The following is a 13,365-nucleotide window of genomic DNA, read 5'->3' as shown; positions in this document are numbered from 1 at the left end:
AACATGAATCTAGCAAATTCATACTTATATTTCGACGTTATTAGGTGAGTGAATACTTAAGTAATGACTGCGCTGCTTGGTATCGTCATATTCAATAACAGCAATAGCACCTGTGTTAAAAATCGGCATGTTACCAGGGCTCAATTGGTCAACCAAGTAACTAACAATTGGCATGTGTGCAACAACCAACCAAGTTGAGCATTCTGGGTGCATGGCGATTAGAGTTTCAAGGTAGTCAGCAGCAACTTGAGGAGTACCATCTGGAATTATGTCATTACAGGTTTCACTAAATTGTAATGGATTACTTTGCGTTGCTGCTTTCGCAGTTTGCTGGGCACGTATGTAAGGGCTTACCAATAACGCATCTGGTTTATAATTTATTGCTAACCATTGCCCCATTTTACTGGCTTCCTGTTGCCCCGTAGTTGTCAGTTGTCTTGCTGCATCATCTGCTTGCATTGGCGTTGCTTCGCCATGGCGCATGATTAAGATTGTTTTCATAAAAAATCAACCGATTAAAGAATATAAAACAGTAGCCAGTTTGCTTGATTGTCCGCTATATTAGAATATCATCACAAAACACATTAAACATCCTCTTATGATATTCAGGTAGATTTTCGTTGCAGTGCCTTTAGCGTTCCTGATTTATCATCTGTTGTTAGGACATTAACGCATTCTTCAGGAGCACCTTTTGAATATCAGCCGCAATGATAACAGAACATACCACCCCCTCACACTGGACAATGGTCTAAAAGTACTTTTAGTGCAAGACTTAGAATCAACTAAATCAGCGGCATCAATGGCAATTAATGCAGGTCACTTTGACGATCCCCTTGATAGGCAGGGCCTTGCACACTTTTTAGAGCATATGCTTTTTTTAGGCACTGACCTATACCCTGAGTCTGGTGGGTTTTCTAATTTTGTATCACAGTCTGGTGGTAACACTAACGCATGGACAGGCACTGAGCACTCTTGTTACTTTTTTGATATTAATAATCATCAGTTTTCTGAAGCCCTCGCTCAATTTAGCCGCTTTTTTATTGCCCCACTATTAAGCCCAAAAGAGACAGCCAAAGAGCGTAACGCGATTGATGCGGAATTTAAATTAAAGATCAAAGATGATGGCAGACGCATCTACCAAGCCCATAAAGAAACGGTAAACCCTGCACATCCCTTTGCTAAATTTTCGGTTGGTAACCAGCAAACCTTGGCAGATCGCGAAGGCTGCATAAGTGACGAGCTACGCGCTTTTTTCAACAGCCATTACCAAGCTCAGTGGATGACACTGGTGATCTGTAGTAATGAAGATATTGCGACAATGACCAACTGGGTGAAGCACTATTTCAGCGAGGTTAAAGGTCAGCCCAAAAGCAAAGAAATTATTGAACAGCCACTTTATCGCAAACAAGACTTAGGTAAAGTGCTGCACATTGAGCCGCATAAGCACATGCAAAAGCTCATCATTAGCTTTGCTATGCCAAATATTGATGATTTTTATCGCCATAAAACGGTGAGCTTTATTGCTCACTTGTTAGGTTATGAGGGAAAAGGCTCACTTTACTCAATTTTAAAAGAGCAAGGTTGGATCAACGCACTCTCAGCAGGCGGTGGTATAAACGGCAGTAACTTCAAAGACTTCAATATCAGTATGGCACTGACCGATGAAGGTATTGAATACTACGAAGATATTGTTGAAATGGTATTCGAATACATTTGTCTGATAAACCAAAACTGTGACAAGTTACCAAGGCTTTATCAAGATAAGAAGAATTTGCTGCAGATTGCCTTTGATAATCAAGAGAAAGCCCGACTTATAGATTGGGTAAGTGGTTTAAGCATTAACATGCAACACTATGATGAAGCCAACTACGTGCAAGGTGATTACCTCATGGAAGGCTTTAATCACTGCGCGCATGAAATTGCAATGCAATGGTTAACGCCAGATAATATGCGCCTTGTACTCATACATCCAGATGTAGAGCCGGAAAACACCACGGCTTGGTACAATACGCCTTATAAAATCGAAAATATATCACCTTGCTGGCTTGATGCATTAAGTGAAATTAACACCCCATTACCTGAAATGAGTTTGCCTGTTGCCAACCCCTATCTAACGAAGAATGTTGAACTTTTAGCACTGGATGAACCTAAAAAAACGCCTGAGTTACTGATAAAACAAGAAGGCTTTGATTTTTGGTTTAAGCAGGATGCGACTTTTCGCGTTGCTAAGGGGCATTTTTACTTAGCGATGGACTCGCACTATGCCATTAAAGATGTCAAGCATATGGCTTTAACTCGGCTGTTTGCTGATTTATTTATGGATAGTGTCGCTGAGCAATTTTACCCTGCCGAGCTGGCAGGCTTAAGTTATCATTTAACCTCTCACCAGGGTGGCCTAACGCTTCATACTGCAGGCTTATCATCAAGTCAGCTTGAACTGGTTGATGAACTACTCGAAGCCTTATTTAGTGTAGAAATATGCGCAAAACGTTTTGCTGAATATAAAAAGCAACTTGTGAGGCATTGGCGTAATAGTAATCAAAACAAGCCGGTAAGCGAGTTATTCAGTATCTTAGGTGCTAAAATGATGCCGTGGAACCCAGAACCGAATGCACTTGCACAAGCTTTAAGAGATACAAGTTTTCATCAATTTAATTGTTTCAGACATGAATTCTTTAAAGCGCTACACGTAGAGTCGTTTTTACATGGTAATTGGCAGCGTAGTGATGCACTGGCTTTTCAAAAACAAGTGGCGGATCATTTAGCAGGTTGCACTAAAATTATCGACCTAACACGCCCTCTTAACGATATAACAGATGTCGAGCAGCAACGCGTTGAGCTAAATTGTAATGACCACGCCATGGTTCTCTATTACCAAGCGCTGACTGATGACACAGCTGAAAAAGTAAAGATGATGGTGTTAAATCACCTTATCAATCAAGACTATTTTAATGAGCTTAGAACCAAGCAACAACTTGGTTATTTAGTGGGGGCTGGCTACGCACCTTTTAATACGCGTGCTGGCATTGCGTTTTATGTTCAGTCTCCAAAACACACCGCTGACGAAATACTCATCCGTCATCAGCATTTTATAAGTAACTATCTACAGCACATTGATTCTTTAGATGAGCAACAATGGCAAGATACAAAAGCTGGATTAATTACACATATAGCAGAAAAAGATAAAAATCTTCGTCTTCGCTCACAAAGGCTCTGGTTAGCAATTGGTAATCGAGATAGTAAGTTTAATATGCAGCAACAACTTCTTGTTGAGCTTGATAAACTGAGCTTAAAGCAAATGCAACAATACATAAAAGAGACATTTACCGAATCGCGACCTCGAATAGAGCTGTTAAGTGATAAAGCAATCAAAAAACAGTCAAAAACAACCCTTTCTTCGCATTCTCTTTGACTCGCTTGCGAGCTTAGATTAAATTATCTGGTGCGAATTAAGGTATTGCATTAATGACAAAAATAATAACAATGATTTCTGTATTTCTAACACTCAATATGGCCGGTATATTTTCAGCCGCAGCAAGCCCTATAGAGCTAGAGCAAAGCACCCTATTGCTTATACCTAGCTCTATAATGCTGCTGTTATTACCGTATTTGCTATTCGTTATTTATAAGCTCAAACGCTCACGCCATCAACTTCGTATTTCAGAACATAGATTAAAAAGTACCGTAGAAGGCAGCGGTGATACTCTGTGGGACTGGAATATAAAAACAGGTGAAGTTATTCGTATAAACGATAAATATACCACCGATACGAATAACGCAGCAGGCTTCCCGCCCAACCGTGATTTAATCCACCCTCATGATTTACAACATGTTGAAAAAGCCCTTAAAAAACACTTTGCTGAACACACTGCTTTTTTTGAAGCAAGCTATCGTATAAAAGACAGCTTAGAGCGTTGGCATTGGGTACTCGACCGCGGAAAGATTATTGAAAAAGATGTCAATCTTAACCCCCTACGTATGACTGGCACCGTACGTGACATATCACAGCTCAAATCCACAGAAGCACGTTTAAACCTATTTGCAAAATGTGTTGAGTCACTGACTGATGCCATCGCAATTTACGATAAAAACTTTAAATTAGTTGATTTAAACCCCAGCTTTTTGACCCTTTTTGGTGGTACTCGAGAGCAATATCTAAAGAAAGATTTTGCTCTTTTTGGCTATGATCAAAGCTACGTAGATGAAATAAAAGCAACGGTTAGAGCTACAGAACACTGGCAGCAAGAAGTTAAGCTTAGAAATGCACAACGACAGTTACTCCCCATAGAGATTTCTATCGACGAAATCAAAAACGAGCATAATCAAATATGTAATTACGTTGTGGTTTATTCTGACCAAACAGAACGCAAAAAAGCTGAGTCACAGTTACATAATTTATCAAACCGAGACCGTACTACCGGCTTGCCTAACCGTAATTTATTTTTTACTAATCTTAAAAAGCTCGCCAAACAAGATAATCATCATGCCCTATTAGTATTTGACTTGGATAACTTCAAAAAGATCAATGATTCCTTAGGCCATCAACTTGGTGACAGCCTGCTCGCCAAATTGGCCATGAGATTAAATAAGCTCACCCGTGAAAAAGACGTATTTTATCGCCTTGGTGGTGATGAGTTTGCACTTGTTATGTCAGGCACCAACGACATTCATACGATTACACGGATGGCAAAACTGTTTTTAGCAGCGATTGCCACACCTTTTAACATGGCAGGCCATGAGCTAGTAATCACCTCGAGTGTTGGTATCGTACTGTTCCCTGAAGATGGCAATACACCTGAGCTTTTATTAAAAAATGCCGATACAGCGATGTACCACGCTAAGAAAAAAGGCAATAGTTACTTATTCTTTAACGACACAATGAACCGCCAAGCCGTTAAACGTCTGCAAATAGAAAACCTAATGCGTTACGGATTAAAAGAAGATCATTTTGAAGTTTATTATCAACCCAAAATGAATATTCGCACCGGCAAATTGGATGGTATGGAAGCACTTGTGCGTTTCATCACACCTAAAAAGGGGATTATCAGCCCAGGAATGTTTATTCCTATCGCAGAAGAAACGGGGCAAATTATTGAAATCGGTGAAGTGGTGCTTAATAAAGCCTGTCGTGATGTGAAGACATGGATCGACCAAGGGTTATTTAATGGTCGTGTCGCTGTAAACCTATCAGCAAAGCAATTTAGCTTACCTGATTTAACGACTCGCATTGATGTAATTTTACAAAAGAATGAACTACCCTCTTACTTTTTAGAGCTCGAAATAACCGAAGGAACGGTAATGGACGATCCTAATGAAGCAATTTCAGTGATGCGTTCTCTTAGTGCCAGAGGTATACACTTAGCAATGGATGACTTTGGTACGGGTTACTCATCGTTGGCTTACTTAAAGCAGTTCCCACTCAATACTTTAAAAGTTGATAAAGCTTTTATAGACGACATGCAATCAGAACGTGGCCGTAATATGGTCGACTCTATCGTTACCATTGCACACAACCTTGACTTACATGTTGTTGCTGAAGGTGTTGAAAAAGCAGAGCAAATAGCGATGTTAGAGCAATTAAATTGCCAAACAGTACAAGGTTATTACTACTCAAAACCCCTGTCACAACCTGAGTTCACAGCTTTTTTGAAAAAACAGCGTAATAAATCAGCGCCCAGTTTATTAAGAAGCGTTGAAGTTTAAGGTCGCCAGCTGCACGCTTGTAAGCCGATATGACGTATCAATGCACGTCGATAATGTATGTTAAACAAGCACCAAGCAACAGGGCCTAGCGCCCCACCTAAAAATACCCATCGTTTAACAGGCATGCCTTTTGAAACGGACTCTAAATACATTACAAAAATAAATACACAACTCACACAAACAAAAAACACAATAGCCCCCACAGTTATAAGCGCGCAGTGTACATAACTTAAGCAGCAGTGAAAACGTTAGGATGTAAATAGCCAGTATAAAGGCAGATTATATTCTTAAATATCAAACATAAACCTAATAAAAAATTGTATTATTTATATACAAAGCGGTCAGAATTGTTAAAATAGGAACGTGCATTGATGCACATAAGGAATAAACAAAAATGATTAGGAGACATCATGTCTGACAATACTGCAAACGTCTACGAGGCACCGGAAGCAAACCTTACACAAAATAACGATGGTAGCAACAAACCCATTTTGAACTTTGACCGCTTCTCAGCATGGGGCGTGTTCTTTTTAAGTATCATCACATTAGGTATCTACAGTGTGTATTGGCTTGTAAATAGAACAAACAAAGCAAACTCACTGGCGAAAAACCAAATAGCTCAAGGACTAGTTTATGGCTATGTGGCGCTGTATGTGGTTAACCTTGTTTTATCAATAGCCGGTATTTTACCTGAGCTCGGCTTTATTGTGTCGCTAGCCTCATTTGTCGTAGCCATTATTTTAATTTTCTCACTCCGTACTTCACTCACAGAATTAATTAATGAAGGTAGCGCTGAGCCTGTAAAATTAAATGGTATTTTAACGTTCTTCTTTAACGTTATTTACTTCCAATACAAGATTAATGAAGCAATTGATAGACAGCAATAAGCTACTTTAATTTCATAATGAAAAAGGCATTAAATTTTAATGCCTTTTTACTATGTGTCCCGTTTAACATCCAAGTATGTTTTAGTTACTTAACTGCATCATTATAAAGCACCTGAATGTTTCACATTCAAATATGTATTGAGCACATGAGGCAATAACTGCTCAGGGTTACAATCAATCGCAATCACCCCTTCTTTTCTCAGTTTCGCCATGTTTTTCTTATGTGTATTTAATAAACTGAGTGCTGCGCAATAACTTGTTGCATCTTCGTACTTTTGAATTGGCTCTTTAAGCACTTCACTCACAGAGCGGTTATTTATGTTGATTAAAGCAACTAAATGATGCTTCTGTAATAGTTTTATCGCAGGCAGTAATTCATCAATACTTTGTTCGTCGAGTGTTGTAACGAGTAAAACTAAAGAGCGCTTACTGCGCTTGGCAATTAGCTGATTTACAGCAACCACATAATCACTGCTACTTTGATCTGGGTAAAGATCATAAAAGTGGTTCATCACCCGCGACACGTTTTGTGCCCCTTTTACACCCGGTAACCAACGCACGTTTTGATTGAAGCTTTGCATACTAAACCAATCGCCTTGCTTTAATACCGTGTGTGATAGTAACAATAATGCATTTAGCGCGTGGTCAAAGTGACTGCCCTCTTTAGCCTCTATAGCCATTTTCTTTGAAGCATCCAGCATAACAATTACATGCTGGTTTTGCTCTTCTTGGTATTCTCGGGATATTAATTTACGGCGTTTACTGGTTGCTTGCCAATCTATCTGCCTAACGCTGTCACCTTGGCGATACTCTCTTAGTTGATGAAACTCAATTCCATCACCACGTTTTTTTGTTAGCTTAAGGCCATTAATTGGTTTATTTGTCACGCCATTAAGGTGTTGCTTCGACGTGACGCGGCTGAAGTCTGGGTATACTTTTAACTGGGTACGATGTGTTGCTAACCAATTTGATTGCCATAACCCAAACGCAGAAGTTATACGCAATTCAACCGCCGAAATATCTGCATCTCCTCGCTTATGGGCACGCATAGAGTAGCTAAGCTCAGCTTGTTGGTTTGTCTCAAGTTCAATACTTTTTACAGCTTCAGCAAGCTCCAGAGCATTTGTTAAATGAATACTGATATCAGCACGTAGAACCTGTTTCGCTTTATTTTTTAGTAGCAACTTTATTGGCTGCCAGCGATATAACGCCATATTTTGATTTGTTGAAAGCTCTATAGATACATTGTGCGCAAATCGCGAAAAGTAACAATCAACACAAGCAATCAGCAAAGGAATACAAAGCAGTAGCGTAATAAATAAGCTGCTAAGCTCAATCAAAGCAGATACCACCACTAAGAGGACAATAACACTCAGTATCTGTACTAGGCGTTTTGATGGTCTTAGCTTTATACGTTTCATGATCGTGGTGCTTCAACACTAGCAAGAATGGCACTAATCACTTCATCAAATGACACACCTTCAAGCTCAAGATCAGCAGATAAGATCAAACGATGGCGAAGTATGTTAACTGACACTGATTTAACATCATCAGGGGTTACGAAGTCGCGACCATTCATTAGCGCCATAACTTTTGCCGCTTTAATAATATTAATCGATGCTCGCAACCCTGCACCATGTAAAACTCCCTGCCACGTTCTTGAGCTACGCGTAATATCAACCGCATAATTTAAAATCTGTTCGTCCACTAATATATCTGCACAAAGCTGTTTAATTTGTGCAATTTGGGCAGCATTCAATACAGCAGGCAATTCATCAACGGTTGATTCATTCGAAACCATCTTGGTGTTTAGTTTTAGTAACTCCACTTCAGATTCGAACGAAGGAAACCCTAGCTCAATCTTCATCATGAAACGGTCAAGTTCTGCTTCAGGTAGCGGATACGTACCTTCTTGGTCAAGCGGGTTTTGCGTGGCAAGAACCATAAATGGCGAGTCGATTGACAGCGTGTCACCATCAATGGTTATTTGTTGTTCTTGCATCACTTCAAGTAACGCTGACTGAGTTTTTGCAGGTGCACGGTTTATTTCATCGGCTAATAATATGTTGGTGAAAGCAGGTCCCTTTTTAATATTAAATTCACCCGATTTCATATCATATAAACTGTGACCAACGACATCCGATGGCATTAAATCGGGTGTAAACTGAACCCGTGAAAAATCAACACTCAAGCTTTTAGCAAGTGCTCGTACCAACAAGGTTTTACCAAGCCCTGGTACACCCTCAAGTAACACATGTCCGCCGGCAAACAATACTGTTAATACGTCTTCTACAATGGCATCTTGACCAACAAGAACACGCGCAATATTTTCTTTCACTTTTTTTACTGCGTTTGCCGCATCTACCAGGCTCAATGAGTGAGTATCTAGTTCCGTGCTCATAAGGCATTCCTTAATTGTCTATATCGTTTTATATAATCTGTTCGTTGTTCACGAGACTCGGGAAGTTCGCTTGAAAGCAAGATCTCGACTTGCTCTTTATCAAACTGAGTTAGGCTGGCAATAATCTCAGCCTGTTTGTGTGCACTAAGCATTTTGAAATTAGGGACTCGCGTCTCTACTTTTGCATTAAAATCTTTTTTTAACGCTTCAAATAAACGCGCTTCATGACCGTGTTCTGTGTAAAAATTTGCAATAGCTCGAATATGCTGATCAAAGCTTGTTTTGCTATCGACATCTGGCGCATATGCACGGCCAATACGGCTACTAATATGCCACACAGCAAATACCACTGTCAGTAATAAGCTAACCACAAACTGCCAGCTCCAATGCCACAACTTAGATAACCAATTTGGGTAACTTAAATACGGCACATATGTGACTTTACTGGCACCTTGAGTTAACCAAACTAATAGGCTGCCATGATCTAGATGCCGTAACTTATAATTAGTAAAAGGGGCCAGTGATGGTAAAACAATAACACGGCCTGCACCAAAGGGCAGATCGCACATTACAGTATCACCCGCTTGATTTTCTGTTTGCACGCCTTGGCAACTATCAATTTTAAAAGCTTGGCTAAGTTCGAGTTTTAATTGCGTTGTCTCATCAATTGTCAGTGTTGTATTTGAGCTACCTTCTTCTAGTAGCACAAAATTGAATTCAAACACATCATCGACAGTTGTAACATCAATCCCTAACTCTTGGAAAAAAATTGCGTTATCAATCCCTAGCTCATCGCGCTGTCGGTTAAGTACATACACTAAACGCCCACCGTCAGCGACCCACTGCACTAGCTGTTGATCAAGCTCATATGAGTTAGCAAGTACAGCCTCATCAACAACCAGCATAGTATTTGGGTCTATTGTTAATTGATTGGGGTTAGTTTGGCTGGCTAAACGTTTGTCTTTGTGCCATTGCACATCATATGAAGCCAATAAACGCTGAGCCAGAGTGAAGCTGTCTTTTGCTACCTCTGGTTGAAAACCTATCTCTACTTCCTGTTTTTCCCACTTTACTGATGCCAACATTGACCCGAGTAAAGCAACAGTTAAAACCAGTAAACCAATCATAAAATACTTAAGTTTCATGGTTTAACTCCACAGGCAACGACATTTGCTTAATTTGCTCTGCAAGTTGTTCAAAGTCGATATTAGGTTTTCGATGTCCCCAAGCAACACTGACCCATGCTGAAAATAATGTGCTAAATACAGCTTGCCATTGCTCGGGCACGCTTGCATCAATTACTTGTTTACACTCACGTTCAGTCATTGAACGATGAAGTTTTATCTCATACTGAACCTGTGCCCAGCGAAGTGAGTGATGCAATAAGTAACCAAGCGCTAACCGTAAGTTTCCTGAACGATAACTCTCAAGTGCAGCACTAATTAAATCATCAGGAAGTTCGTCATGTTTAATGTCAGTAAATAAAGACGGAATAACATGGTCAGATTTTTTTTGTGACTTTTCAGGCAGCTTCAACCCAGTAAAAAAGCCTTTATTCTTAACAAGATAATAAACAAGCCACAGTGCAAGTAATCCTACAAAGCCCCATACTAAATAGCTGAGCGTAAATCCAATTAACTCAAAAAAGTTACTCAGCCATGAAAAATCAAACGATGATGGACTTGCGTTGTCTTGCTCAAAATTAAAATCAGGAACCCAAGTCGTTTTCTTTTCAATAACATCATCTTGATTGTAAAGTGTAATCACTTGCTCTTTAACAGCATCTTTATCAAGCTCCTCAGCAAAACTGGTTTGTGGCATCGCTGCCAAAAAGCTAAGTAAGCAAGCGAATATCAATGACAAAGGCTGTGCAAAACGTGTTTTTATATTCTTAAAAGCAAGCTCAATGTCCCAACCTTCGAGCTCAACCCTGCGATGTAAATAGGCTAAAAACCCCCCTGTGACAAATAATGGCGCGACGAGGGAAATACTTAATAAATAAAGTAAGTTAAAGGCAACTTCTAGCCAAGCAGGAGAGTCTTGAAATTGATAGATAGATTCTTCAAGAGAAAATGAATCTGGGATCAATGCAATTGAAAAAGCCGAAAGTCCCATTAAAACAATAAACTCGAAATGTACGCAAAAAAGCATCCATAAGGTTTGCTTTGGCTTTGATGTTGCAAAAAGAACTTGCTTACGTTTTTGCTTTCGCTCTGCTGATAAGCGCTCTAATTGCTCCACCGGAGCCAAAAATGCACGATTAGGGCTGAGCCTAAATACAGTTAAATGCGCTAGCATATCCTTAAATTTAAGCTGCTTTATAACCAGTATGCTTGACTTAATCGAGGTTGGTTGACTAAAAACAGCCTTCGACATGTAATCAAGTAAAGGGCGTTCAAATAAAGGTTTTAATAGCCATACAGCAAATGCAGCGATTGACCAGCCAAGTAAAAACCCTAATATCAAAAATGTTGGTAAAGCTAAGCAGATATAAAGGCTAAACAAAGGTAAAAAGTGCTGTTTAGTTAATAATACAGTTAAATCAAAGTTTTCATAGGCGCTACGTTTACGCGGGTTAAAACTTAACCTATTAAGCTCCATAACGCATCCCCTTGTATAGCCTATACAAAACAAACGCCCAGCAAACACTCCCTACACTATATTTAATTTCATTGGCTATATCACGTGGCGACCAAAAGGCCTCAATAAATGCCGCAAGAACAAGCATTAAAAACGCACCAACAATAAGAGGCAATGCTTTTTGTGCGGCCTGTTTAATTGCATAGCCGCGGGTAAAATGACCAGGATTCAATAATGCATAACCTATCTGACACCCTGCAGCAGAGGCAATAATAATCGCGGTTAATTCAAATGAACCATGGGTTATAACGAATGAGAAAAATGGCCCTTCAAAGCCAATATTAACAATGTGAGCGGCAATCGCACCAAAGTAAAAGCTGTTAAATAGTAAGAAAAATGCAGCGCCAACACAAAACAACACCCCACCAGCAAACATTTGAAATGCAATGCCAATGTTATTGTAAATATAAACACCAAACATCATGAGATCTTGAGCTGCGCCACGCTCAGCTGTTTGTACACTGCCCCCGGGGTTATACATTTCTTCAATTTGCAGTACAGTGCTTTGCCCCAAAAATGTATATACCGCATCAGGGTCAAGCATCACCCAAATAAACGCGATAAGTGCTAAGCCCCAAAATGCTAATAAGTTAATGCCCAGCATTATACGGTTCTCATAGAGGGCCCGAGGAAATGCTGTGCGGGCAACATGCCATATCTCAGAAAACTGATTGCTGCGAGATAAGTACAAGCGCTTTTGACCATACTGAACTAAACGATTAATTTGCTCAATAAGTACGGGGCTATATTGACGACTGCGGGCAATGGCTAAATCATTACACACCTTACGGTACATATTAGGAAAATAAACCGGCAAACTTTCTGATTCTGCAAGCTCGCAAAGCGCCTTAAATTCATTCCAGCTCTGGCTATTCGATTTTACAAATTGCGTTTGCTTCATTGCACTGTCTCACTATGCGCCTGTTCATTAGAGTTACTTAACTGACCTGAGTAGAAACGCGCATAACCGATTAACATACTCTGCGCTTCATTGCCCTCTAACTTAAATGGCTCAGCTAAAATTGCAGCGAGTTCACTGCGCCTCGCATCAGAAAGCTCATCACTGCGCTCTGCAAAAGCAAGCACTGCTAATTGTTCTTCCGTGCTTAAGCTCAATACTGGGATTTCAATATTGCCTTTCGGTAATTCAGGACGTGCCTCTACTTCATCATCATAAATAACCATAGTGCCTGCTGCCCAATCACCAATACGCTTAAAACGAGAGTTGAACATCATGACAACTAGCCCTAAAAAATAGCCAATAGGTAACATATCTGCTGGACGTAATAGGTTTCGTACAACAATTTGTGAAAAACTGGCTGGTAAGCCATTATCTTGTACTACGCGGATCTTAAGACGCTTTTTCCCAGGAGTTTGACCATTTTTCATTTCAAAAAAAATGTTGTATCCCCAAGATGTTATAAAATAAATAATCAGAATAATGCCCTGCCCTGCATCACCTAAAAAGCTAAATACAAGTGATACAACGAACATAATAAGACTGCGAAATAAGAAATCGATGATGTAGGCATAGCTACGGGAGACAACACCTGCGGGTGTGATTGCAATATCAACCCCTTCAGGTAATTTAACGTATTCTCTGTTTTCCAATCCGTGGTTTAACATTTAATCTACTACTGCTTGTTATTATTGTTTTTGCTACCTAACCCGTATACATGATAGAAACAGCCACATAGCAATAATTTGAGCGCTTAATAATGCGCTTTTTCTGTC

The 13,365-nt window shown here is 39.8% G+C and carries 11 protein-coding genes; 3 read left to right on the top strand and 8 right to left on the bottom strand.

Annotation, left to right across the window (positions count from 1 at the left end; all coding sequences use genetic code 11):
• Positions 1 to 24: 24 nt before the first annotated feature.
• Entirely contained in the window at positions 25 to 501 is a 477-nt protein-coding gene (gene sixA / locus L3V38_RS01720; protein WP_130150525.1) for a phosphohistidine phosphatase SixA, read from the bottom strand.
• A gap of 190 nt (positions 502 to 691) precedes the next feature.
• Between sixA and L3V38_RS01715 the strand changes: the two genes are divergently transcribed.
• Entirely contained in the window at positions 692 to 3,412 is a 2,721-nt protein-coding gene (locus tag L3V38_RS01715) for an insulinase family protein (RefSeq protein WP_237118174.1), read from the top strand.
• Between the two features lie 53 nt (positions 3,413 to 3,465).
• Positions 3,466 to 5,703 (top strand): EAL domain-containing protein, encoded by a 2,238-nt coding sequence (locus tag L3V38_RS01710; RefSeq protein WP_237118173.1) that lies wholly within the window; start codon positions 3,466 to 3,468, stop codon positions 5,701 to 5,703.
• Here L3V38_RS01710 and L3V38_RS20255 read toward each other — a convergent pair.
• On the bottom strand, positions 5,700 to 5,894 hold the full coding sequence (locus L3V38_RS20255; protein ID WP_237118172.1) for a hypothetical protein: 195 nt from the start codon (positions 5,892 to 5,894) through the stop codon (positions 5,700 to 5,702). The two genes, L3V38_RS01710 and L3V38_RS20255, sit on opposite strands and share 4 nt — an antisense overlap.
• Positions 5,895 to 6,113: 219 nt before the next feature.
• On the opposite strand from L3V38_RS20255, the gene L3V38_RS01700 reads away from it, so the two are divergent.
• The gene (locus L3V38_RS01700) at positions 6,114 to 6,590 is read left to right on the top strand and encodes a DUF4234 domain-containing protein (protein ID WP_130150521.1); all 477 of its coding nucleotides are present in this window, start codon (positions 6,114 to 6,116) and stop codon (positions 6,588 to 6,590) included.
• Between the two features lie 101 nt (positions 6,591 to 6,691).
• On the opposite strand, the gene L3V38_RS01695 is transcribed toward L3V38_RS01700, so the two are convergent.
• From L3V38_RS01695 to L3V38_RS01670, 6 genes are read right to left on the bottom strand one after another with little or no spacing between them, the layout of a single operon-like run.
• Positions 6,692 to 8,011, bottom strand: a complete 1,320-nt coding sequence (locus L3V38_RS01695) for a DUF58 domain-containing protein (RefSeq protein WP_237118171.1) — start codon at positions 8,009 to 8,011, stop codon at positions 6,692 to 6,694.
• Complete coding sequence (locus tag L3V38_RS01690) at positions 8,008 to 8,991, bottom strand: MoxR family ATPase (RefSeq protein ID WP_193987600.1); 984 nt, start codon at positions 8,989 to 8,991, stop codon at positions 8,008 to 8,010. Before L3V38_RS01690 ends, L3V38_RS01695 begins: the two co-directional genes overlap by 4 nt.
• Positions 8,988 to 10,136, bottom strand: coding sequence for a DUF4350 domain-containing protein (locus L3V38_RS01685; protein ID WP_237118170.1), 1,149 nt, complete (start codon positions 10,134 to 10,136; stop codon positions 8,988 to 8,990). The genes L3V38_RS01690 and L3V38_RS01685 overlap by 4 nt, the downstream gene beginning before the upstream one ends.
• Positions 10,126 to 11,592 carry a hypothetical protein gene (locus tag L3V38_RS01680; RefSeq protein WP_237118169.1) on the bottom strand — a complete coding sequence of 489 codons (1,467 nt, stop codon included), beginning with the start codon at positions 11,590 to 11,592 and terminating at the stop codon, positions 10,126 to 10,128. The genes L3V38_RS01685 and L3V38_RS01680 overlap by 11 nt, the downstream gene beginning before the upstream one ends.
• On the bottom strand, positions 11,582 to 12,532 hold the full coding sequence (locus L3V38_RS01675) for a stage II sporulation protein M (protein ID WP_130150516.1): 951 nt from the start codon (positions 12,530 to 12,532) through the stop codon (positions 11,582 to 11,584). Before L3V38_RS01675 ends, L3V38_RS01680 begins: the two co-directional genes overlap by 11 nt.
• Positions 12,529 to 13,257 carry an RDD family protein gene (locus L3V38_RS01670; protein ID WP_130150515.1) on the bottom strand — a complete coding sequence of 243 codons (729 nt, stop codon included), beginning with the start codon at positions 13,255 to 13,257 and terminating at the stop codon, positions 12,529 to 12,531. The genes L3V38_RS01675 and L3V38_RS01670 overlap by 4 nt, the downstream gene beginning before the upstream one ends.
• Positions 13,258 to 13,365 lie beyond the last annotated feature (108 nt).

This window comes from Pseudoalteromonas sp. L1, assembly GCF_021728095.1.
GTDB lineage: Bacteria > Pseudomonadota > Gammaproteobacteria > Enterobacterales > Alteromonadaceae > Pseudoalteromonas.
Note: the sequence above shows the minus strand (reverse complement) of the source record. Positions and strands in the feature narration are given on the sequence as shown.